A 20,760-nucleotide genomic window follows, 5' to 3' on the forward strand; every position below is an offset into this window, starting at 1 on the left:
CGCGGTCCTCTCTGTGCCCGGACACGGCCACATGCCATCGATTGCGGGCGTTACATTACATAAGTGTAATGTAACGGCCCCTCACTTCACCACGCGGACGCCTCTCGCGGGGTGCGGGCGCCGCGCCGGTGGGGGTGCCGAGCGCGGGCGGCGCAGCTATCGTACCGACTGGACGGTATGAGCCGATCCCCCGCGAGCCCCCAAGGAGCCCCGCATGCCGCGCGCGAAGTCCAACGGTATAGAGCTCGAGTACGACACCTTCGGCAGCGCCGGCGATCCGGCGCTGCTGCTCGTCATGGGCCTCGGTGCGCAAATGACGCTGTGGCGTCCGGAGTTCTGCTCCGCGCTCGCGGACCGCGGTTTCTTCGTGGTGCGCTATGACAACCGCGACGCCGGCCTGTCGACCGGTCTCGACGAGCACCCTGTCCCGGACATCGGCGCCGTGCTGTCGGGCGACCCCTCCAGCGTCCCCTATCTGCTGGCCGACATGGCGGACGACGCCGTGGGGCTGCTGGACGCGCTGGACATCCCGGCCGCGCACGTCGTCGGCGCCTCGATGGGGGGCATGATCGCCCAGCAGCTGACGATCGACCACCCCGGCCGGGTGCTGTCGCTGTGCTCGATCATGTCCACCACCGGCGACCGGTCGGTCGGCCGCGCCTCGGCGGAGGCCATCGCGGCGATGCCCGGCTCGAACGGCGTCCCCTTGACGCGCGAGGCCGTCATCGACGACGGGGTCCGCAGGTCGGCCGTGATCGGCTCCCCCGCCTACCCGCCGGCTCCGCAGGAGCTGCGCGAGCGCGTGACCGCCGCCTACGACCGGGCGTACCGCCCGGAGGGCTACGTGCGCCAGTACGCGGCGATCCTCGCCTCCCCGGACCGCACGCCGGGCCTGCGGTCGGTGGCGGTACCGACGGTGGTCGTGCACGGCGAGCAGGACCCCCTGATCGACCACAGCGGCGGCCGGGCGACGGCGGCCGCGGTCCCCGGCAGCGAACTGCTGCTGATCCCGGGCATGGGTCACGACTTGCCGGAGCAGGTGTGGCCGGCGGTCGTCGACGCGATCGCCCGCAACGCCGCCAGGGCCACCGCCGCCTGAGCCCGGACACCCGGTCCGGTCGTGCATGGCGGTGTCCGGCCCGGCCTGCCGGAGCCGGCCCGGACACCGCCACCTACCGCAGCCGCCGCACCGACGCCGCCGGCGGACGCTCGCGCAGGGCGCCGTAGCCGATGAAGTACGCGGGCACCCGCTTGAGCCAGGGTGTGGAGTTGAGCAGGCCGGCGAGCCGCCCCGCGCGATCCGCGTCGCCGAGCGGGGAGCGTCCGGCCAGCACCGGGGCGACGAAGCGGCGGTGGGCCAGGCGCTGCAGGGCCTGCGTGGCGGCCGTGGTCGGCCACCGGCGGAACTGGACGGCGCGTACGTCCCGCAATCCGACGCTGCCGCGGCGCAGCGGCTCCACGAGGTGGCGCGCGGTGGCGACGGCGTCCTCGACGGCGAGGTTGATGCCGATCCCGAAGACCGGCGACATCGCGTGGGCGGCGTCGCCGATGCACAGCAGCCCCGGGCGGTGCCAGCGCTCCAGCCGGTCGCAACGCACGTCGAGGAGCTTCACCTCGCCCCAGGAGCGCACCGCGCGCACGCGGTCGCCCAGCCACGGCACCGCGGCCGAGTACGCGGCGAGGAAGCGGTCCAGGCCCGCGGCCCGGCGGTCGGCGTCGCTGCCCTTGGGGATCAGCGCGGCGCACTGCCAGTACTCCCCCCGGTCGATCATCGCGGTGAGGAAGCGGTCGCCGACTCCGGCCACCAGCCCCTGCGGGTCGCCCGGGTGCCGCGGCACCCGGAACCACCACGCGTCCATCGGACAGCCGAATTCCCGCAGGCCCAGTTCCGGCCGCGACCGTGCCAGTGACCCGCGGCCGTCGCAGGCCACGGTCAGGGTGGCCCGCAGTTCGCCGCCACCGCCCTCCGCGGTGCGGTAGCGCACGCCGGTGATCCGGCCGCGCTCCTCCAGGAAGGAGGTCGCCTCGGTGCCCATGCGCAGGGTGAACGTCGGCTCGCGGCGGGCCTCGTCCGCCAGGAGCGCGAGCAGGTCCCACTGCGGCACCATCGCCACGTAGTTGTACGGGCCCCGCAGGGTGGAGACGTCCGAGACGGTGACCAGGGACCGCCCGGGCCCGATCGGCAACTGGACGGTGGTGACGCGGCGTTGCGGCAGGGCGGCGAAGCGCTCGGCGAGGCCGAGTTCGTCCAGCAGGGCGAGGGTCGAGGGGTGCACGGTGTCGCCGCGGAAGTCGCGCAGGAAGTCGCCGTGCTTCTCCAGGACGGTGACCTCCACCCCCGCCCTGGCCAGCAGCAGGGCGAGCACCATGCCCGCCGGGCCGCCGCCCACCACGCAGCAGGTGGTCCGTTCCATCGCAGCCCACCCTCCGCCGTCATCCGCATCCCGGCCCCGATATAACGGGACATATTATCCTTGAACGGTGCACATTGATGCCGTCATGAGGTGCCACGCACTCCCGGAGGCCTGATGAGCCAGCAGCCGGTCACCCTGCCCTTCACCGATCCGGCCTTCGTCGCCGATCCCTTCCCCCTCTACCAGGAGCTACGCCAGGAGGGCCCGGTGCGCCGCGCGGTCATCCAGGGCGAGCTGGAGGCCTGGCTGGTCACCCGGTACGAGGACGGCCTGGCGGCCCTGACCGATCCACGGCTGAGCAGCGACGTCCGCGACGCCGCGGACCCGCGGCTCATGGCGCGGCTGCCCACCACCGAGCGCGAGTCGATGATCCGCACGATGCTGCGCGCCGACCCGCCCGACCACACCCGGCTGCGCCGGCTGGTCTCCAAGGCGTTCACCGCCCGCCGGGTGGCCGAGCTGGAGCCGCGGGTCCAGGCCGTCACCGACGAGCTCCTCGACGCGATCGTCCCGGCCGGGCGCGCCGACCTGGTCGAGGACTTCGCGCTGCCGCTGCCGGTCACGGTCATCAGCGAACTGCTCGGCGTGCCCGTCTCCGACCGCTACGACTTCCAGCGGTGGACCGACGACATGGTCCTCCAGGGCCCCCAGCCGCCGGACCCGGCCAAGATCGAGGCGGCCTGGAAGCAGATGCACGGCTACCTCACGGCCCTGCTGGACGCCAAGCGGGCGCACCCCGGGGACGACCTGCTGAGCGCGCTGATCGCCACCCACGACGACGAGCAGCGGCTGGACCGGCACGAACTGATCGCGATGGCCTTCCTGCTCCTGGTCGCCGGGTACATCACCACCGTCAACCTCATCGGCAACGGCATCGCGGCGCTGCTCACCCACCCGGACCAGCTGCGCATGCTGCGCGAGGACCCTGGGCTGCTGCCCGGCGCGATCGAGGAGTTCCTGCGGTACGACGGGCCGGTCAACCCCGGCATCGCGCGCTTCGCCCGCGAGGACCTGACCATCGCGGGGGTGGCGATCCCGCGGGGCGCGACGGTGGTGGTCGCCTCCGCCATCGCCGACCGCGACCCGGCGCGGTTCGGCGACCCGGACCGCCTGGACATCACCCGGGGGGACAACGCCCACCTCGCCTTCGGGCACGGCATCCACTACTGCCTGGGGGCGCCGCTGGCCCGGCTGGAGGGCAGGATCGCCATCGGCACCGCCCTGCGCCGGCTGCCCGGACTCGCGCTGGCCGTTCCGCCCGGGGAGCTGCGCTGGCGGCCGCGGGTGCTGCGCGGCCCCTCGCGGTTGCCCGTCACCTTCGGTTCCACCGACAGCTGAGGCCGGGGCGCCCGGACCGGGCGCCGGCCGTGTCCGCACGCGTACCGCCGGGCGAGCCGTACAGGGGGCTCGCCCGGCGGGCGGATTCGGCGGGAGCCGGTCAGATGCGTGAGCCTCCGGTGGGGCCCCTCATGTCCGAGGACTTCCCCCGGCCCGTGCCCGGCCGCATCGAGGACGCCGCCAGCGCGAGTGCCAGAGCGATGACGCCGACCACCACGTTGTTGACGATCGTGCGCGTCGTGTCGACGTTCCCCGCGATGCACCACGGCGAGATGATCGTCCACAGGCCGATGATGGCGGCGGCCCACGCCATGGAGTGCGTGCGCTCGAACGCCCTGCCCACGCCGCCCATGAGCATGGCGTACGCGATGCCGGCTATCAGGTTGCCGACGGCAATCGTCGACAGGCCGTTGAAGCCCACGATCCAGGGGGACGCCGCCAGGTAGGTGCCGGTCACCAGGCCCATGGCCTCGATCGCCTGGCCCCGGTTGGTGGCGGTCGTCCGTTCGTACTCCGCGCGCAGCGCCAGCAGGTCGGGGTGCTGCTCGATACTCGGTCGCGTAGAGGCCATCTAAACCATCCCCACTCATTTCGGACGTTTCACCCCACACTTACCCATGATGCGGCGGTCGAGACGTGGAGATTCGCGCGGGACGGTACGAGCGGCCCGGAACGCCCTGGTCACGGGGTCCAGGAGCGTGCGACGGGGCGGTCAGACGATCTGCTCGGTGTCGATCCGGGCGTCCACGCGCTTGTAGGCGTCCGGCTGCTGGGTGAGCACCGGAAGACCGGTGGACAGCGCCAGGTGCGCGGCGTGCGCGGTGGCGATGTCCGTCGCGCGCTCGTGGGCGATCTGCGCGACGGACCAGCAGGTGGCCTCGCCGAGCGCCCGGAAGACGAAGCAGGGCGCCGCCAGGGCGTCCTGGAGGCGTTCGTACACCTCACCGAGGACCGACTCGGTCAGGCCCTGCGCGAAGGGCACCGCCGGGACGTACAGCGGCACCGCGGTCTGGGCCGAGCGGATGACCCGGGCGACCATGTACGGCCGCCCCAGGGCGAGAGCCCGGACGGCGGTGTGGTCGAGGATGTACCCGCCGCTCACGCCGCCTGACCCGGGTCCGCGGGCGGAGCGGTCTCGAAGCCGCGCCGCGCGTCGGCGGAGGCGACGGCCTCGAGGGCGGCCTCCCACTCGCCGGGGTGGTCCTGGCGGGCCCGTGCGGCGAGCCAGTCGACGGCGCGCAGGGCGCGTTCGGTGCGCTGGAGCCGTTCGGTGACGGCCGCCTCGATGAACGCGGACCGGTTGCCGCCGGGGCCACCGGCCAGCTTGTCGACCGCGGCGACAGTGTCCTCGTCGAGGGTGATGGTGACCTTCTGCTTCGCCATACGGTCACCATACCGATGTATGGCCGCACGGGGGGACGATCGTCACCCGACCGGACGACCGCGTGTCGGACCCGGATGGGACGATGTCCCCCGCAGTTACGGACTCAGGGGAAGGCTGTACCGGCCATGTCGCTCATCCACCACACGACGCTGACGCCGACCAAGCTGGAGCTGCTCACGCAGTGGCTCCCCCGGCAGCCCTGGTACGCGGGCACGGGACGGGCGCCGGAGCTCGTGAAGGCAGGCGGTTTCCGCCTGGACGACCCCCTGGGCGAGGTCGGGGTGGAGTTCATGGTGGTCACCGACCAGGACGGCGCCGCGTACCACGTGCCCATGGCCTACCGCGGCGCGCCGCTGGCCGGCGCCGAGGACGCGCTCATCGGCACCACGGAGCACGGGGTACTGGGCAAGCGCTGGATCTACGACGGCGCGCACGACCCGGTTGTGGTGGCCCAGTTGACCGCCCTGGTACGAGGTGAGGCCGAGGCGCAGGCCCAGAGCCTCAGCGACACGCCCGACCCGACCGTCGCCCGCCACTACGCCGGCCCGGTGGACGCCGCCGTGTCCGGCGCTGGATCCGTGACCGACGGCCCGGAGGCCACGACCGACGTCACCCTCGACGCGGGCCCGGCCGGGCGCCTGGTCCTCCGCGTGACGCGGGCGCTGCGCCCCGGCGCTGTCGACGGCACCGCGGGCGGCGCGCTCGGTCACGTCGACGCCCGCTGGCAGCAGCCGGACGGCACCGAGGCCCGAGCGGTCTTCGCCGCCCTCCGGAAGGCCGCCGCCGGCTGAGCGGCGGGGCGACTGAGCCACGGCGACGATCGCCGAACTGCCGTGCGCGCAGGGCGCTTTCGGTAATCTCCCGCCATGAAGATCATGGGGGGTGTGGCGGTGGGAGCCGTCTTCGGGACGGTCACCTCGCTCGTCAACGCGCTGTCGTCGCCGTACACCGAACTCGGGGCCCCGGTCACCGGCACCCTCTGGGGCGGCGCGGCCAAGGTGCTGAGCCTGCTGCTGGACGCGGGCTGGTCCTGGGCCGCGCTCGCGGTGGCCGCGGGCCTGCTCGCCGGGACCAACGCCCGCGGCATGCTGGCCGGACCGCTGGCGCTGATCGCCGCCACGGCGACGTACTACCTGACCGACCGCCTCCTCGTGGACGCGGGCAGCGACGTCCTCCTCTGGGCGGTGGTCGCGGTGTTCTTCGGTCCGATGCTGGGCATCGCCGGCGCGGCCGTCCGGCGGCCCGGCCTGACCGGCCTCCTGGCCGCGTTGACGGTGCCGGTCGGTGCCGCCGTCCAGATGGTCGTACTGCCGCCCCGGCCGCATATGACGGTGACCCCGGCGATCGCCGTGGCCGAGGCCCTGGTCTGGACGGCCGCGGCGGCAGGCGCGGCGTGGGCCGTCCACCGCTTCCTCGCCGAGCGGCGTGCCGTCAGGACCGGGTGACGGCCCCTGCTCACCGAGCGGGGGGAGGCCGCCTGGCGGAGACTGGGGAGAGCACGGTCGTGCCGCCGTGATCGTCGAACGGGTCGCCCCAGGGAGCGGACATGCGCATCGACCTCACCGGACGGACCGCCTTGGTGACGGCATCGACGCAGGGCATCGGAGCGGCCATCGCGGCCGGGCTCGCACGGGCCGGAGCCCGCGTGGGCGTCAACGGCCGCGACCCGGACCGCGTGGACCAGGCCCTCAAGGAGCTGCGGGACGAGGTGCCGGACGGCGAGTTCGTCGCCGTCGGCGCCGACGTGGCCACCGACGAGGGCGCCGAACGGGCCCGCGAGGCCGTGCCGGACGTCGACATCCTCATCAACAACCTCGGCGTCTACGGCGCCAGGGACGCCCTCGAGATCGACGACGCCGAGTGGCGCCGGTACTTCGAGGTCAACGTCCTGTCCGCCGTCCGCCTGACCCGGATGTACATGCCGCGGATGCTGGAGCGGGACTGGGGCCGCATCCAGTACATCTCCAGCGAGTCCGGCGTGGCCATCCCCGTCGAGATGATCCAGTACGGGATGACGAAGACGGCGATGCTCGCCCTCGGGCGCGGCTTCGCGAAGAAGGCCGCGGGTTCGGGCGTCACGGTGAACTCGGTCCTGGTCGGTCCGACCCGTACCGCGGGCGTGGAGGAGTTCGTCCAAAGGCTCGTCGGCAGCGAGTTGCCCTGGGAGGAGGCGCAGCGCGTCTTCATGCGCGAGCACCGCCCGCAGTCACTGCTGCAACGCCTCATCGAGCCGGCGGAGATCGCCAACATGGTGGTGTACCTCAGCTCCGACCTCGCGTCGGCCACCACCGGCGGCGCCGTGCGTGTCGACGGGGGATGCGTGGACGCCATCGTCCCCTGAGGTGGCGTCAGGCGCCGGGTCGCGTCAGTCGCCGGGTCGCGTCATCCGTGCCGTGCGCTCCAGCCAGGCGGCCGTGACCGAGCTGTGTCGCTCGACGACGTCCTCCGGTTCCCCGTTGAGCAGGGCGAAGGCCACCTGCTCCAGGCCGAAGGTGAGATACCACGTCCACGCGCGGTGCAGGGTCGGCCGGTCGACCGCCGCCGCCACCTTGTCCCAGCCGTGCCAGGCCAGGCAGGCGGCGTCGACGGCCGGGTCGAACGGCTGGGCGAGGTCCCAGTCCAGCACGCCGACCACGCGGCCGTCGTCGCTCCAGTGCAGGTTGCCGCCGGCCAGGTCGCCGTGGACCAGGGACGGTTCGACCGGGGGAAGGTCCAGGGCGGCGCCCACGCGGCGGCGCGCCTCGGCCCGCCACGTGCGCGGCAGCCGGGGGACGACGTCGCGCTCCATCATCTCGGCCCACCGGTCACCGCCCGCGTATTCGTGCGCGGCGCCCAGCAGGCCCTGGAGGTCGCGGCAGTCCACGCCCTTCAGCGCCCGCAGCAGCCCTGCGAGGTGTTCCGGTCCGCCACCCCCGCCCCGGGGTGCGGGCGTTCCTCCCAGCCAGGACAGCGCGACAGCGGTGTGCCCCGCCACCCGGACCACGTCGGACAGCGGGCGCGGCACGGCGAAGGGCAGGTCCAGGGCGCCCAGGCGGCGCAGCAGCTCCATGCGCCGCGACAGCGCCGCGACCGCGGTGGGGTTCCTGGCGACGCGCACGACCGCTACGCCCGGAAGCAGCACCACATGGTGCGAGCCACCGACCGCGAGGGTCGCGCCGCGCAGGTCGCGTCCTGGCAGCAGGGCCGCGGCCACGCTCAGCAGTTCCTCGGGCACGTGATCGACCATCACCGCAGCGTAGGGCCCCGGCACGTGACGCGATAGCCTTTCGATCATGGCGGACTGGAACATACGGCCGGCTGCGGCCACGGACGTCGAGGCGGTGGCGGAGCTGCGCGCCGTGGCGATGCGGGCCGACCTGGAGCGGCTCGGGCGGTACGACGAGCACCGCGTGCGGCAGCGCCTGCGGGACGCCTTCGCGCCGGAGCACACCTGGGTCATCGACGTGGGCGGCGGTCTCGCCGGCTGCGTCGCCCTGCGGCCTGCCGGGGACGCCCACTGGCTGGAGCACTTCTACGTGGATCCGCGCCTGCAGGGCGGCGGCATCGGCACGGCCGTACTGCGGGAGCTGCTGGAGCGGTGCGACCGGGACGGCGTCCCGGTCAGGCTGAACGTGCTGCGGGGCAGTGCGGCCCGGCGGCTGTACGAGCGGCACGGGTTCACCGTCGACACCGAGGATCCGGTCGACGTGTTCATGGTCCGCGAGCCCGCCGCCGTGTGCGGCGGTTGACCCCTGGGGGTCGCCGGAACGATCCGGTCAGCCGCGCGGGCGCTCGTCGCGCCGGCCGGCGCGGGGCGGCCTGGCCGTTCCGTGCAGCTTCTTGGCGTAGGCGCGGTACCGCCTGCGGGACCGCATCGGCATGAGCACACGGACGCGCAGCGGGGCGCCCTTCAGGAGCCCCTTCATGACGACGGGGTCGCCCTCGTAGAGGGTCATCCCGAACTGCAGGTCCAGGTGGTTGCGCGGCGTCACGGACGCGCCGTGGCCCCCGAGTTCGGCCCACTCCGCGGCCGTGATGTGCCGCTCGGCCAGCGGCAGGATCGTCTCCTCCTCCAGCCGCATGTGCTCGAACGCGATGCGGTTCAGCCGGTCGGCGATCCTGGCGACCATCGTCCCCTGCGTGGAGGAACCGTTGACGCGCCAGCTCCGGACCGCCCCGGCCAGTTCGTCGCAGACGGCGTGCAGCTGCTCGTGCTGCTCCTCCATCACGTGTACCAGCGGGGCGAGCTCGTCGCTGACACGCTCCAGGAGCCGGGGCCACAGCCCGATGTCCTCGCCTTCGTGGTGCCCGATGAGCGCGGAGAGCATGATGTCGACGTGCTCGGCCACGACGCCGGCCCGCGCCAGGTCGCCGTCGGCGACGCCCCGCACCAGCGCGGGCGTCAGCCCGAACTCCCGCCGGAACATCGTGTGCACGACGTGCATCTCCTGGACGTTGGCCATCGGCACGGCGTTGTCGGTGCTCATCTGCTCTTCCCGGTCGGAGACACGTTGCACGGCGGCCCCGGGCACGGCGAAGGCCCGCATCACCCGGAAGCCAGATACTTGCTTCGTCAAGTACATAACCGGCCTGCCGCGCATGTCAACCCGGCCACGACCGTCCCGGCCCTGCTCCGTGCGCCGCCGTGGTCAGGCCTCCTGCGGTCGCATCAGTGCCAGGTCCGCGCCCCACGCGTCCAGCACGGCGCCGTGCCCGGCCCGGCGGGCCGCCGTCTCGACGCGGGCGAAGAGCTCCCGCTGCGCGGACACGTCCCCGGTCGCCGCAATGGTGTCCGCGGCGTCGAGCAGCATGCGGGCGTCCCAGCCAGGCAGGGGGAACCTGGCGAGTTCCCACTCCAGGTACTTGTTGTACGGGCGGGGGCGCCGGTCGAGGGCGAAGAGCAGTTCCAGCAGGAACCCGATGCTGTCGGCGGCGTCGAGCCGCGCCGCGAGCACGTGTCCGTCGCGGTCGTTCTTGAGCGAGCGGTAGAGGGAGTTGGCGTAGGCGTCGAGCCACCGGCCCGCGTCCCGGGACGCCTCGACGGCGTCGAGCCGCGCCTTGGCGGCCACGATCCGGGCGATCCCGCCCCCGAGCCGGTCGAGCACGGTCCGGGCGCGCGCGAGGGCGTACCGCTCGAACCCCGGCATTCCGGCCGCGCGGAACTCCTCGAGGGAGACGATGACGAGGTCCAGCTCCGGTGTGCGGTGTCCTGCGAAGCGCGTGAGAGCCGTCGTCGCTCCGTCAGCGACGACGACGTACAGGTCGTGGTCGGAGTGTTCGGTGGTCATGCCCTCGTGGGCCCGTGAGCCTTTGAGGACGAGTCCGACGACAGCCGGGTCGGCGGTCGCGATGTCGACGAACGCTTCGTAGGTGAGGGGCTGCCGAGAGGTCACTCACTCGCTCCGGGGGTGAGAAAGGTGTGCCCGGGCCTGGCCGGTTACGCCCAGACGCGGGACGCGTAGTCGAGGAAGTTGCGGCCGAGGATCTTCTCGATGCGCTCGGAACGGTACCCGCGGCGTTCCAGGAGGCGGACGAGTTCCCGGAACTGGTCGACGCCACGGAGGTCGACGACGAACGGGTAGGTGTCGGCGCGTTCGCCCGCGGCGCCGACGCCCGCCTCGCGGCGCCGGCCGACGTGTTCGGCGAGGGCGGTGCGGTAGGCGTCGAGGTCGTCGACGGGGGTGATGGTGCCGTCGGTGCCGATGCCGACGTGGTCCTCGCCGCAGACGTTGACCGCGTGGTCGATGTGCTCCACGACGTCGGCGGCGCGGGCGTGGCCGGACGGGTTGAGGAAGGGCATGAAGTAGATGCCCACGAAGCCGCCGCGGGAGGCGACGAGGCGGAGTTCCTCGTCGTCTTGTTGCGGGGCAGGTCGGTGAGGGCCCGGCAGCCGGTGTGGTTGACGGAGACGGGCTGCCGGGAGGTCTTGGCGGCCTCCAGGCAGGTGCGTTCGCCGCTGTGGGAGAGGTCGACCATCACCTGCTGGTCGTTGAGCGCCTCGACGACCTCGTGGCCGAAGGGGGTCAGCCCTCGGTTGGCGGGGGCCATCGATCCGTCGCCGATGTGGTTGGCCTGGTTGTACGTCAGCTGGATGACGCGGACGCCCGCCTCGGCGAAGGTGGCGACGCGTCCGGGGTCCTCGCCGACGGCCACGGCGTTCTGGAAGCCGTAGATGACGCCGATCCTGCCGTCGGCGTGGTCGCGGTGGACGTCGGCGACGGTGCGGACCTTGGTGAGGTCGGCCGGGTGGTCGCCGATGATGGCGTCCCAGACGTCGATCTCGCGCAGGGTGTGCTCGTACGGGGGCAGGTCACCCATCGTGTAGCCGAGGGTGATGTTGACGGCGGTGAGGCCGGAGGCGTGGGCGTCGGCGAGGGCGCGGGCGTCGATGGTGAGCTGGTCGCTGGAGGGGTTGAGGTGGGCCGCGGCTTCGGCGGACGCGGGGGCGTTGGGGTTGTCGAGCTGACCCAGCGCGTTGACGATCACGGGGGTGGGGTTCACCGGCGCTCCTCGGACTCGGCGCGGTCGAAGCGGTGTCCGCGCTTGACGGTCAGGGTGACGCTGCGCAGGTTGGCGATGTCGCGCAGCGGATCCTCGTCCAGGACGACGAAGTTGGCCAGCTTTCCGGGTTCGACGCTGCCCATGGAGTCCTCGGTGCCGGCGGCACGGGCGCCGATGAGCGTGGCCGAGCGCAGGACGTCCGCGATGGGGATGCCGCAGCGTTCGACGAGGAAGGCCAGTTCGTCGTGGAGGGCCGGGAAGGCGGCCCCGGGGGCGGTCTCGTGGTCGGTGCCGGTGGAGATGGCCACGCCCGCCCGGTGGGCCTGGGCGGTGACGGCGGCGGCGAGCGCGGTGTTCGCGCGGGCCCGGGCGGCGTCCTCGGGTCCCCCGCCGGCCAGGTCGTCGCTCTCCCACATGCAGGCGGTGGCGTCCAGGACGGTGCCGCGCCGGCGCATGAGGGCGAAGAGCCGGTCCAGGTGCGGGTCGTCCCCGGCGGTGAACCGGGCGTGGTCGACGGGGGGTTTGCTCTTGTAGCTGGTGAGCCCGTCGGGGGCGCCCTCGAAGGCGAGCAGGGTGACGTGGGAGACCGTGTCGACACCGGCGGCGACGACCTGGCCGGGCGTCGCCGGGAACACGGTGGCGTGCGCCCAGACGGGGATGCCCTGGCGGTGGGCCTCGGCGGTGACGGCGGCGACCAGGTCCGCGTCGAGGTCCGCGTAGACCTTGATGGCCGCGGCGTACGTACCGCGGGCCATGGCGACCGCGAGGGGCAGGTCGGTGGCGGCGGTGACGGCCTGCATCCAGGGCACCTCGCCGGGCACGGCGCCCTGGGAGACCTGGTGGGTGCGCGGGTCGTCGAAGAACCCGGGGCCCGCCATCAGGGCGGCGTAGCGGATGTCGGGGCCGGGGATCTCGCCGACGAGGGTGGCACGGGCGAGGTCGCCGATCTGCCGCAGGTCGTCGGCCATGTCCCGGACGGCGGTGATGCCGCTGTGGACGTGACGGCGCAACGCCGCCTCGGCCGCGGGACGGTCGGGCGGGGTGGCGAGGTGCTGGTGGGTGTCGATCAGCCCGGGGATGACGAAGCGTCCGTCGAGGTCGAAAACCCGGGCGCCCTCGGGGAGCCGGGAGGCGAGGTCGGCGTCGGGCGCGACCGCGGTGACCTTCTGCCCGTCGGTGACGATGGTCGCGGGCCGGGGCGGCCGGCCGGTGCCGTCGAAGAGGGTCGCGCCGCGGTAGACCGCGGTCGTGCCCGCGGCGGGCGCCGCGTAGGGGGTGGGGGCGCCCCGGGACTGGTCGGCCATGCTCACCTCGACTGTTGCAACCTGCGTAACATCTGTATCGTCTGGGGAAACGCTCGGTACTGTACTGCAGCCGCCGGAGATCGAGAAGGAGTGGCCGCGATGCCCGAGGCCCCGCGTACCGCGGTGGACAAGGCGCTCGACCTCGTCGAGGCCGTCACCCGTGCGCCGCGTCCCGTCCGCCTGACGGACCTGGCCGGCGAGGTCGGCCTGCACCGCGCGACGGCCTACCGGATCCTGCTGGACCTGGTGCGCAGGGGCTGGGTGCTGCGGGCGGGTGACCGTTATCTGCCCGGCACCGCGGTGCTGCGGATGTCGGCGGCCGCGGCGGGGAACTCCCTGAACGCCCTGGCCCGCCCGGTGCTGCAGGAGCTGTCCGACCTCACGGGGATGATGGTCAACCTGCAGGTACTGGAGGCCGACCGGGCCCGGGTGATCGACGTCGTCCGGCCGGAACGCCTGGCTATGATCAGCCACTTGCTGGGCGAGGCGCTGCCGGTGCACCGCTTCGCCGGGCCGCTGGCGCTGGTCGCGGCACTCGACCCGGCGGCGCGCGCGCCCTACTTGCGTCCCGCCGAGGCCGAAGGGCACCCGCTCGACGGGGACGACGGACTGCTGGCCGACATCGCGCGTACGGAGCGGACGGGGGTGGCCGTGGAGCGCGGACGCAACGAGAAGCTGGTCGCCTCGATCAGCCGCGCCGTGACGCCGGTCCCGGGCGCCCCCGTCTGCGCGCTCACCGTCGTCGGGCCGGACGCGGAGTTCGGTCAGGCCCGGCTGCCCGCCCTGGAGCGGGCGCTGCGTGACGCCACCGACGAGCTCCGGCGCATTCTGACCGATCCTCAGGGAGCCACGTCATGAGCGGTCTCCTCGTCCTCGACCGGGCGCAGACCCGGGCCGCGCTCGACGCCCGCCGCGTCGTCGACGCCGTGGCCACGGCCCTCGTCGCGATCAGCCGCGGCGAGGTGTCGGCGCCGCCGCGGATCGCGGCGCGCACCCCGGCCGGGTTGCTGGGCGCGATGCCGGGCCATGTTCCGGGGCTGGGCCTGGCGGCGAAGCTGGTGTCGGTCTTCGGCGATCCGGCGCTGCCCGGGCGCAGTGCGCACCGGGGCATGGTCGCGTTGTTCGACGAGCACGACGGGCGCCCGCTGGCCCTGATGGACGCCGAGTCGCTGACGGGCGTGCGCACCGCCGCGGCGGCCACGCTCGGGGCGCGGGCGCTGGCCCGCCCCGGGGCGCTGCGTCACACCGTGGTCGGCACCGGGGCCCAGGCCCGCGCCCAGATCGACCTGCTGGCGGAACTCCACCCGGCCGCGGAGGTCGTCGTCGCCGGCCGTGACCCGCGGGGCGCCCGTGAGGCCGCGGCCCGCCACCCGGGGGCGCGCGTGGCGGAGGGCATCGAGGAGGCGGTGCGCGGGGCCGACGTCGTCTTCTGCTGCACCGGGGCGACGCGTCCGGTCGTACGCCGCTCGTGGCTCGCGCCGGGCACGCACGTGAGCTCCGTCGGCGGTTCCCACGGCCCCGAACTCGACGCGGAGACCGTTCGGGACGCCGCGCTGTTCGCCGAGTGGCCCGGCGCCGCCGGCTCCCCTCCCCCGGCCGGGGCCCACGAACTGCAGGGTCTCTCCCCCGGCCGGGCGGTCGTCCTGCTCGGCTCCGTGCTCGCCGGTGACCACCCCGGACGCGGCGAGGCCGGCGGGCTGACCGTCTTCAAGTCCACGGGGCACGCGGCGCTCGACGTGGCCGCCGCCCATGTCGTCCACGCCGTCGCGCGTGCGGAGGGACTGGGCACGACCGTGGACATTTGACATCCTCCCCGTCCCACAGGACGGGGATTCCTGGCTCACGTGGGCTGGGGACCAGCGGTCCGCCAGCGCTTACACGATCAGCACCAGCCGGGTTGAGACCAGCCCGGACCAGCATCACGCGGGCGGAGTTCTTGTCCCTGGGAGACACGGCTCCGCACGCGGTGCAGGTGTAGGTACGTTCCGAAAGAGGAAGTGCGTGCTTGGTTCTCGCTCCGCACGACGCGCAGTCCATGGTGGTGTGCGTGGCATGCACCAGGCGGACGTCCCGCCCGTGCTTGCGGCCCATCTCGATCAGCGCCGTCTTCGTCGCGCCGATCGCAGCGTCCGCCGCCTTGCGCGCCATCGTGGTCTTCGCGAGGAACCTCGGCCGGAAGTCCTCCACCGCGATGACATCGTGGTCGGTCACCACGCGCTTGGCCCACTTGCGGGCAGTGTCCTGCCGCCGGCGAGCGATCTTCCTGGACACCTTCGCGGCGGCCCGGCGGGCCTTGCCGTAGCCACCGGTGTCGGGCTTGTTCCTCGGCGTACGCCGACGGGCCATCATCTTCTGGTAGCGGGCCAGCTTCGCCGCAGCGGTCCTCCCGTGCTGGGCGTGGGGCAGGTCGTGGATGTCGCTGGTCGTGGTCGCGGTCTCCTTGACGCCCCAGTCGATACCGATCACCGCGCCGGTGGCGGGCAGCGGCTGCACCTCGACGGACACAACGAACGAGGCGTACCAGTGGCCGAGGCTGTCCCGGTACACGCGTACCGACGTGGGATGGTCGGGCAGGTCGCGGGACCACACCACGGTCAGAACGATGCCACCGGCCAGGTGCAGACGTCCGTCCTTCAGTCGAAAACCCCGGGCGGTGTAGTTCAGCGACGGTGCGGCCTCGCGCTTGCGCTTCATCCGGGGCATCCCGGCCCGCTGCCCCATCGGGGCCTCGCCGTGATGTCCTTCAACGCCTTGGTCCGGGCCGTGGCGAAGTCCCGGATGACCTGCTGCTGCGGCACCGAGCTGCCCTCCCGCAGCCACGCCATCGACCGCCGGGCCTCGGTCAGCAACTTGTCGAGCTGCGCGGGGCCACACGTGATCTTCTGCTCGGCGCTCCTGTTCAGGCTGTGGACCTTTCGGGACACCGCCACGCACTCGTTCCACACCCACCGGCAACGCGCCCACTCCGCCTCCAGACCGGCACGCGCCGTGGACGACACACGCAACCTGTAGGTGTACCGGGCATGCCCGCACCCCTGCTCGGTCAACGCTGTCGTCGTCACGCTGCGGAACCCAACAGCGCCCACTGACAACGAAAGAGAACGCAGCTCAGAACCGAGACGCAGAGAACTCCGTCGCTTCACGGCTCCCACCCAAGCACCAACACCTCCCCGGCCTGAAAGCCCGGGCACCCTGGGAGACACCAGGTGCACGATTCCTACCGCAAGAGACCAGGAGCGCGAGCCTTGCAGCAGCCACAGCAACCGTCACAGCACCGGGCACAGCGGCAGCCACTGGACGGCGTCACCGTCGTCTCCCTGGAGCAGGCCGTCGCCGCGCCGTTCGCGACCCGTCAGCTGGCGGACCTCGGCGCACGGGTGATCAAGGTCGAGCGGCCCGGCGGCGACTTCGCGCGGGAGTACGACAAGGCCGCCAAGGGTGAGTCCGCGTACTTCGTCTGGTGCAACCGCGGCAAGGAGAGCGTGGTCCTGGACCTCAAGGAGGAGGGCGACCGCGCGCTGCTCGACCGGATCCTGGCGGAGGCGGACGTCTTCGTGCAGAACCTCGCCCCCGGTGCCGCCGGGCGGCTGGGCCTGGGCGCGGAGGCGCTGCGCGCGCGGCATCCGCGGCTGATCTGGTGCGGTGTGTCGGGCTACGGCAACGACGGGCCCTACGCGGCGAAGAAGGCGTTCGACCTGCTGGTGCAGTGCGAGTCGGGGCTGGTGTCGCTCACGGGCACGCCGGACAGCCCCGCGCGGGCCGGGATCTCCATCGCCGACATCGCGGCGGGGATGTACGCGTACACCGGCGTCCTGACCGCGCTGTACGAGCGTGAACGCACCGGCGAAGGCAGCGCGTTCGACGTGGCGATGCTCGACGCGCTCGGCGAGTGGCTGGGGCAGCCCCTCTTCCACGGCCTGTACGGGAGCGCGCCGCTGACCCGCAGCGGCGCCCGGCACCCGTCGATCTCGCCGTACGGCCACTACCGGGCGGGCGACGGCGGGGAGGTCTTCGTCAGCGTGCAGAGCGACCGCGACTGGGTCGCCCTGTGCGAGAAGGTGCTGGAGCGGCCCGGGCTGGTCCGTGATCCGCGGTTCGCGGACAATCCGCTGCGCCACGCCCACGACGACGAGCTCACCGCGATCCTGGAGGAGCACTTCGCCGCCTTCACCGCCGACGAGGTCCTGGAACGCCTGGACGGCGCCGGGATCGCGAACGCCCGGCTGCGGTCGGTCGCGGAGTTCGCGGCCCACCCGCAGCTCGAAGCCCGCGACCGCTGGCGGGAGTTCGGCACGCCGTCCGGCCCGCTGCGCGGGCTGCTGCCGCCGGTGACGGTACGCGGCCGCGAGGCCCTGATGGGTCCTGTCCCGGCGCTGGGCGAGCACACGGACGCCGTTCGCGCCGAGTTCCGCGGCGCACGGGAGGGGACGGAGGGCGGTCGGTGAGCGACCACACGGCGATCGCGTCGGATCGACGGCTCGTCCCCCAGCCCGAGCTCACGGGCCCAGGCACGTCGCGCTGCGGGTCAGGGAGCAGGTGACGAAGGCCCGCGGATGACCATCGGTGCTGCGGCCTCGGCGCGGGCGCGAGCCGTGGCGCTCTCGACCTCGTCACGGGTGACTTCCATGTAAAAGCGTTCCCCATGGGCGTCGGTGATGTCGATGACGATGCCGGTCCACTCCTCGGCGGGCTCCTCGGGTACATGCCCGAGCTGGTATTCGGCCTCCCGAAGCAGTTCCTCGGTCACCCGGACCCCGGTCAGCCGCTCGGCGAGGGCAAAGGCCGCGGCCTTGGTGTCGACGCCCCCGCCTGTCCCGTATTCGTCGTCCGACAGCGCCCATCCGACCTCGAGGATCGACGCGTTGAGGGCATCGGGGGTACTGCCTGCCCTGACTGTGGGCCGCTCGAACGTGGTCCGGAGTTCCCCGTCCTCATACCAGTGGAAGAAGTCCATGGGCTTGCCTCCGTTGCTGGAGTGCACCACGGCGCGCCCGCCCGCCGACAGGGCCTCCAGGAAGCGCGGCTGCATCCCCGTGCCCCCCTCTCCGACGTGCAGGACGAGCGTCCAGTCGCCGCCTTCACCCGGGACGGTGAACGCGCCCGCGACGAAGGAGTCGTCCCAGTAGTCCATCGGGTCGCGCAGTTCGTCCTGCCGCTCGATCAGCGCGTCGGCTCCCGTACATGTCCCCTGGGGCTCCGCCCCCATCACTCGCAGCACCTCCCCCGGGGTGACACCCCGCGCCAGGGTCAGGGTGTACCCACACTCCAGCGCGTAGCCGAACAACGGAGAGGAACGTATCCAGGCATGGTCATGTGCGGTCGCCGAGGTCATGCATCACAGTCTGCCCGCCGCCACCGACAGGGCCGCGAAAGGGGCCCGGCGTCGGCACAGCTCGCGGTCCTTGCCGTAGACAGTGTCTACGGGCTGCTGGTAGACACTCCCCATGACCGATGGCGGCTCCCTGCGGGAGCGACTTGTCGATGCCGGCGTGGACCTCGTACTGGCCGGGGGCACCGCGTCGGTGGGGCTGCGCGAGATCGCACGGCGGGCGGGGGTGTCGCACGGCGCGCCGCGGCGCCACTTCCCCACGCACGATTCCCTGCTGTCGGCGATCGCCCGGCGCGGATTCGAGGACCTGCACGCGCGCTTCGCGACCGCGACCGCCACCGCGGACGCGGCAGCACCGCGTGCCCAACTGGCGGCCGCCGCACGGGCGTACGTCGGGTACGCGCTGGACCACCGCGGCATGTTCGAGCTGATGTTCCGCCACGACCTGCTGGACGGCGCGCCGCAGGGGGACGGCGGTCCGCGGCTAAGGGAGACGTCGCTGCCCCTCTTCGAGGCCCTCGTCGAGCTCGTCACCCGGTGCCGGGCCGAGCAGGACGCCGCCGTGGTGGCCACCGCGCCGCCCGCCCCGGTGACGGCCGCCGCCCTCTGGTCGAACCTGCACGGGCTCGTCCAGCTGTGGACCTGGGGCAGTCTCCAGGTCGTCCTGGGCGCCGACGACCCGGGCGAGGAGTCGCTGCGCCACGAGCAACTCCTCACTGCCGTCCTCGACGCCCACCTCGGGCCGGTGCCCGCGTGATCTCCCCCGCGCGGCAGCGGCTCGCGCTGGCGGCGAGCGTCGCAGGGGCCGCGGTCGTCGCCCTCGACGGTGGCGTCCTGCTGGTGGCGCAGCCCAGCCTGCAGCGGGATCTCGGTGCGAGCGTCGCCGAGGTCCAGTGGACCAGCACGGGCTACCTGGTGGCGGTGGCGGCACTGCTCGTGCTCGCGGGCCGGCTCGGGGACCGCTACGGGCACCGGCGCCTGCTCTGCGCCGGCGTGCTGGGTTTCGGGGCGGCGTCGGCCGGGATCGCCGTCGCGGGCGGCGTCGGGTGGGTCATCGCCCTGCGCGTGGCCCAGGGCGTGTTCGGCGCGCTCCTGCAACCCGCGACGCTGGCGCTGCTGCGGCTGGCCTACCCCGAGGACCGGCTGGGACGGCCGATCGCCGTCCGGACGAGCGCGCTCGCGGTGGCCGCGGGGGCCGGTCCCGTCCTCGGCGGCCTCGTCGTGGCGCACCTGGGATGGCGCGCGGTGTTCTGGATCAATGTCCCCCTCGCGCTGGCGATCGCCGTGCTCACGCTCGCCGTCCGGGTGCCCGTGCCGCAGCGGCCGGACGACGGCGGAGGCAGGGTCGGCATGGCCGGGGCGGCCCTGCTCGCGCTGGCGCTCGCGGCCCTCGTCCACGCCTTGGCGGGCATACCCGAGCGGGGGTGGACGGCTGCCGGTACGGTGCTCGAAGTCCTCGCCGTGGCGGGCGCCCTCGCGCTGCTCGTCGCGTACGAGCGGCATGCGAAGCATCCCAACGTGCCCCGCGCGGTGGCCCGTTCTGTGCCCGTGACGGCGTCCGTCGCCATCCTGCTGGTGACGACCGCGGGGCTGTTCGGCACATTGTTCCGGGCCACGTTCTACCTGCAGGACGTGCTGCGTCTCGACCCGCTGGCCACGGGTCTGAGGGTGCTCCCGCTGACGGCGCTCATGGTGCTCGGCGCACCCGTCGCGAGTGCCGCGCTGCGCCGCTACGGCCCGCGCCGTACCGCCCTGTGCGGCACGCTCCTGGTCGTCCTGGGCATCACGCTGCTCTCGCGGTCCGGGCCGGGCAGCGCGTGGGCCGCCATGGCCGCCGCGTTCGCCGTGCTCGGCGCGGGCTTCGCCACCGTCATGGTGACCGCCACCGCTTCCGTGGTCGGCGACGCGCCGCCCGGGTACGCCGGGGTCGTCGGGGGCCTGAAGCAGACGGCGATGAACGTCGGCCCCACCCTCGGCATCGCGGTCGCGGCCGGCACCACGGGTACGGCCGGGGTGCCGGGCGCGACGATGAGCACCACCCTCGTCCTCCTCGCCGGGCTCGCCGCGCTCGGCCTGCTCCCGGCGTCGCTGCTGCCCCGGCCCGCACGGGCATCGGCCTCGCCAGCCGGCTGACCGGCTGGGAGACCTGGCCTATGCGGCACTTCCCCTCGAACCCCGACAGCCTCAAGAACGACCCCGTGACGCTCGTCGACGAAGAGGGGACCTGCTGGGTGCTCCACCGCAAGCGCCTGGATCTGCGCGCCGTCCGCCGGCTCGTCGGGGGTGCGGCGATCCCCCTCGTCTGGGGGGACATGGGCGGCATCGGCCCCCGTCCGACCACCGCGGCCGAACGTCCCGGGCTGTGGAGCCTGGTCAAGGGCGCTTACAAGGGCCCCGGCGGGACCTGGGCGACCGGCCGCTACCTGGCCCATGAGTTCCGGACCGGGGCGGGCCGCCGCATGGTCTACGTTGAGGACCACTGAACGCCGCCGCCCCGGCCGGCCGCACGGG

Annotated in this window: 22 protein-coding genes and 2 pseudogenes; 12 read left to right on the forward strand and 12 right to left on the reverse strand. The window is 73.4% G+C overall.

The features are described 5' to 3' along the window. Positions 1–214 precede the first annotated feature (214 nt). Positions 215–1,099, forward strand: a complete 885-nt coding sequence (locus PV341_RS14260; RefSeq protein WP_500328832.1) for an alpha/beta fold hydrolase — start codon at positions 215–217, stop codon at positions 1,097–1,099. A gap of 73 nt (positions 1,100–1,172) precedes the next feature. On the opposite strand, the gene PV341_RS14265 is transcribed toward PV341_RS14260, so the two are convergent. After that, entirely contained in the window at positions 1,173–2,414 is a 1,242-nt protein-coding gene (locus tag PV341_RS14265) for an FAD-dependent oxidoreductase (RefSeq protein ID WP_500328833.1), read from the reverse strand. A 114-nt stretch (positions 2,415–2,528) separates the two neighbouring features. On the opposite strand from PV341_RS14265, the gene PV341_RS14270 reads away from it, so the two are divergent. Beyond that, positions 2,529–3,752, forward strand: a complete 1,224-nt coding sequence (locus PV341_RS14270) for a cytochrome P450 family protein (protein WP_500328834.1) — start codon at positions 2,529–2,531, stop codon at positions 3,750–3,752. 100 nt (positions 3,753–3,852) lie between these two features. Here PV341_RS14270 and PV341_RS14275 read toward each other — a convergent pair whose 3' ends face one another. From PV341_RS14275 to PV341_RS14285, 3 genes are all read right to left on the reverse strand, one after another. Then, positions 3,853–4,323: an SPW repeat protein gene (locus PV341_RS14275; RefSeq protein WP_500328835.1), complete on the reverse strand. Its 471-nt coding sequence runs from the start codon at positions 4,321–4,323 to the stop codon at positions 3,853–3,855. Positions 4,324–4,464: 141 nt separating this feature from the next. Beyond that, complete coding sequence (locus PV341_RS14280) at positions 4,465–4,854, reverse strand: hypothetical protein (RefSeq protein ID WP_500328836.1); 390 nt, start codon at positions 4,852–4,854, stop codon at positions 4,465–4,467. Then, positions 4,851–5,135 (reverse strand): ribbon-helix-helix domain-containing protein, encoded by a 285-nt coding sequence (locus tag PV341_RS14285; RefSeq protein ID WP_499509169.1) that lies wholly within the window; start codon positions 5,133–5,135, stop codon positions 4,851–4,853. The genes PV341_RS14280 and PV341_RS14285 overlap by 4 nt, the downstream gene beginning before the upstream one ends. A 126-nt stretch (positions 5,136–5,261) precedes the next feature. Between PV341_RS14285 and PV341_RS14290 the strand changes: the two genes are divergently transcribed. From PV341_RS14290 to PV341_RS14300, 3 genes are all read left to right on the forward strand, one after another. Then, positions 5,262–5,927 carry a maltokinase N-terminal cap-like domain-containing protein gene (locus PV341_RS14290; protein ID WP_500328837.1) on the forward strand — a complete coding sequence of 222 codons (666 nt, stop codon included), beginning with the start codon at positions 5,262–5,264 and terminating at the stop codon, positions 5,925–5,927. Positions 5,928–6,002: 75 nt separating this feature from the next. Next, positions 6,003–6,581, forward strand: coding sequence for a hypothetical protein (locus PV341_RS14295; RefSeq protein ID WP_500328838.1), 579 nt, complete (start codon positions 6,003–6,005; stop codon positions 6,579–6,581). A 101-nt stretch (positions 6,582–6,682) separates the two neighbouring features. Further along, positions 6,683–7,477: an SDR family NAD(P)-dependent oxidoreductase gene (locus tag PV341_RS14300; protein WP_500357946.1), complete on the forward strand. Its 795-nt coding sequence runs from the start codon at positions 6,683–6,685 to the stop codon at positions 7,475–7,477. Between the two features lie 24 nt (positions 7,478–7,501). On the opposite strand, the gene PV341_RS14305 is transcribed toward PV341_RS14300, so the two are convergent. Continuing rightward, complete coding sequence (locus PV341_RS14305; RefSeq protein ID WP_500328840.1) at positions 7,502–8,362, reverse strand: phosphotransferase; 861 nt, start codon at positions 8,360–8,362, stop codon at positions 7,502–7,504. A gap of 46 nt (positions 8,363–8,408) precedes the next feature. Between PV341_RS14305 and PV341_RS14310 the strand changes: the two genes are divergently transcribed. Next, positions 8,409–8,864, forward strand: coding sequence for a GNAT family N-acetyltransferase (locus PV341_RS14310; protein WP_500328841.1), 456 nt, complete (start codon positions 8,409–8,411; stop codon positions 8,862–8,864). A 27-nt stretch (positions 8,865–8,891) separates the two neighbouring features. Here PV341_RS14310 and PV341_RS14315 read toward each other — a convergent pair whose 3' ends face one another. The 5 genes and pseudogenes from PV341_RS14315 to PV341_RS14335 all read right to left on the reverse strand — a co-directional run bounded on the left by PV341_RS14315 (position 8,892) and on the right by PV341_RS14335 (position 12,920). Then, entirely contained in the window at positions 8,892–9,602 is a 711-nt protein-coding gene (locus PV341_RS14315; RefSeq protein ID WP_500357948.1) for a hemerythrin domain-containing protein, read from the reverse strand. A 162-nt stretch (positions 9,603–9,764) separates the two neighbouring features. Then, the gene (locus tag PV341_RS14320; RefSeq protein WP_500357949.1) at positions 9,765–10,508 is read right to left on the reverse strand and encodes a hypothetical protein; all 744 of its coding nucleotides are present in this window, start codon (positions 10,506–10,508) and stop codon (positions 9,765–9,767) included. A gap of 44 nt (positions 10,509–10,552) precedes the next feature. Continuing rightward, positions 10,553–10,930, reverse strand: a complete 378-nt coding sequence (locus PV341_RS14325; RefSeq protein WP_500357951.1) for a membrane dipeptidase — start codon at positions 10,928–10,930, stop codon at positions 10,553–10,555. Between the two features lie 104 nt (positions 10,931–11,034). After that, positions 11,035–11,433, reverse strand: a pseudogene (locus PV341_RS14330) (membrane dipeptidase); the annotation flags it as partial. A 179-nt stretch (positions 11,434–11,612) separates the two neighbouring features. Continuing rightward, complete coding sequence (locus PV341_RS14335) at positions 11,613–12,920, reverse strand: amidohydrolase family protein (protein WP_500357953.1); 1,308 nt, start codon at positions 12,918–12,920, stop codon at positions 11,613–11,615. A gap of 99 nt (positions 12,921–13,019) precedes the next feature. On the opposite strand from PV341_RS14335, the gene PV341_RS14340 reads away from it, so the two are divergent. Together PV341_RS14340 and PV341_RS14345 are read left to right on the forward strand one after the other, a co-directional pair. After that, complete coding sequence (locus PV341_RS14340; RefSeq protein ID WP_500357954.1) at positions 13,020–13,778, forward strand: IclR family transcriptional regulator; 759 nt, start codon at positions 13,020–13,022, stop codon at positions 13,776–13,778. Next, entirely contained in the window at positions 13,775–14,725 is a 951-nt protein-coding gene (locus PV341_RS14345; RefSeq protein ID WP_500357955.1) for an ornithine cyclodeaminase family protein, read from the forward strand. The genes PV341_RS14340 and PV341_RS14345 overlap by 4 nt, the downstream gene beginning before the upstream one ends. On the opposite strand, the pseudogene PV341_RS14350 reads toward PV341_RS14345, so the two are convergent. Further along, a pseudogene (locus tag PV341_RS14350) lies at positions 14,628–15,982 on the reverse strand (RNA-guided endonuclease InsQ/TnpB family protein). The gene PV341_RS14345 and the pseudogene PV341_RS14350 sit on opposite strands and share 98 nt — an antisense overlap. Positions 15,983–16,165: 183 nt before the next feature. Here PV341_RS14350 and PV341_RS14355 point away from each other — a divergent pair. Next, positions 16,166–17,365: a CaiB/BaiF CoA transferase family protein gene (locus PV341_RS14355; protein WP_500328848.1), complete on the forward strand. Its 1,200-nt coding sequence runs from the start codon at positions 16,166–16,168 to the stop codon at positions 17,363–17,365. Positions 17,366–17,445: 80 nt separating this feature from the next. Here PV341_RS14355 and PV341_RS14360 read toward each other — a convergent pair whose 3' ends face one another. Beyond that, positions 17,446–18,252, reverse strand: coding sequence for a DUF6461 domain-containing protein (locus PV341_RS14360; RefSeq protein ID WP_500328849.1), 807 nt, complete (start codon positions 18,250–18,252; stop codon positions 17,446–17,448). Between the two features lie 112 nt (positions 18,253–18,364). Between PV341_RS14360 and PV341_RS14365 the strand changes: the two genes are divergently transcribed. The 3 genes from PV341_RS14365 to PV341_RS14375 are packed head-to-tail and all read left to right on the forward strand — an operon-like array spanning position 18,365 to position 20,732. Next, positions 18,365–19,006: a TetR/AcrR family transcriptional regulator gene (locus tag PV341_RS14365; RefSeq protein ID WP_500357957.1), complete on the forward strand. Its 642-nt coding sequence runs from the start codon at positions 18,365–18,367 to the stop codon at positions 19,004–19,006. Next, on the forward strand, positions 19,003–20,382 hold the full coding sequence (locus tag PV341_RS14370) for an MFS transporter (protein ID WP_500357958.1): 1,380 nt from the start codon (positions 19,003–19,005) through the stop codon (positions 20,380–20,382). Before PV341_RS14365 ends, PV341_RS14370 begins: the two co-directional genes overlap by 4 nt. A 20-nt stretch (positions 20,383–20,402) precedes the next feature. Continuing rightward, positions 20,403–20,732 (forward strand): hypothetical protein, encoded by a 330-nt coding sequence (locus PV341_RS14375; RefSeq protein WP_500357960.1) that lies wholly within the window; start codon positions 20,403–20,405, stop codon positions 20,730–20,732. Positions 20,733–20,760 lie beyond the last annotated feature (28 nt).

The organism is Streptomyces sp. PA03-1a, assembly GCF_033792805.1.
Classification (GTDB): domain Bacteria; phylum Actinomycetota; class Actinomycetes; order Streptomycetales; family Streptomycetaceae; genus Actinacidiphila.

Bases quoted from the DNA above. Each gene is read 5' to 3' on its own strand.
- PV341_RS14260 (WP_500328832.1), top strand. From the start codon at position 215: ATGCCGCGCGCGAAGTCCAACGGTATAGAGCTCGAGTACGACACCTTC.
- PV341_RS14265 (WP_500328833.1), bottom strand. From the start codon at position 2,414: ATGGAACGGACCACCTGCTGCGTGGTGGGCGGCGGCCCGGCGGGCATG.
- PV341_RS14270 (WP_500328834.1), top strand. From the start codon at position 2,529: ATGAGCCAGCAGCCGGTCACCCTGCCCTTCACCGATCCGGCCTTCGTC.
- PV341_RS14275 (WP_500328835.1), bottom strand. From the start codon at position 4,323: ATGGCCTCTACGCGACCGAGTATCGAGCAGCACCCCGACCTGCTGGCG.
- PV341_RS14285 (WP_499509169.1), bottom strand. From the start codon at position 5,135: ATGGCGAAGCAGAAGGTCACCATCACCCTCGACGAGGACACTGTCGCC.
- PV341_RS14290 (WP_500328837.1), top strand. From the start codon at position 5,262: ATGTCGCTCATCCACCACACGACGCTGACGCCGACCAAGCTGGAGCTG.
- PV341_RS14295 (WP_500328838.1), top strand. From the start codon at position 6,003: ATGAAGATCATGGGGGGTGTGGCGGTGGGAGCCGTCTTCGGGACGGTC.
- PV341_RS14300 (WP_500357946.1), top strand. From the start codon at position 6,683: ATGCGCATCGACCTCACCGGACGGACCGCCTTGGTGACGGCATCGACG.
- PV341_RS14305 (WP_500328840.1), bottom strand. From the start codon at position 8,362: ATGGTCGATCACGTGCCCGAGGAACTGCTGAGCGTGGCCGCGGCCCTG.
- PV341_RS14310 (WP_500328841.1), top strand. From the start codon at position 8,409: ATGGCGGACTGGAACATACGGCCGGCTGCGGCCACGGACGTCGAGGCG.
- PV341_RS14315 (WP_500357948.1), bottom strand. From the start codon at position 9,602: ATGAGCACCGACAACGCCGTGCCGATGGCCAACGTCCAGGAGATGCAC.
- PV341_RS14335 (WP_500357953.1), bottom strand. From the start codon at position 12,920: ATGGCCGACCAGTCCCGGGGCGCCCCCACCCCCTACGCGGCGCCCGCC.
- PV341_RS14340 (WP_500357954.1), top strand. From the start codon at position 13,020: ATGCCCGAGGCCCCGCGTACCGCGGTGGACAAGGCGCTCGACCTCGTC.
- PV341_RS14345 (WP_500357955.1), top strand. From the start codon at position 13,775: ATGAGCGGTCTCCTCGTCCTCGACCGGGCGCAGACCCGGGCCGCGCTC.
- PV341_RS14360 (WP_500328849.1), bottom strand. From the start codon at position 18,252: ATGACCTCGGCGACCGCACATGACCATGCCTGGATACGTTCCTCTCCG.
- PV341_RS14365 (WP_500357957.1), top strand. From the start codon at position 18,365: ATGACCGATGGCGGCTCCCTGCGGGAGCGACTTGTCGATGCCGGCGTG.
- PV341_RS14375 (WP_500357960.1), top strand. From the start codon at position 20,403: ATGCGGCACTTCCCCTCGAACCCCGACAGCCTCAAGAACGACCCCGTG.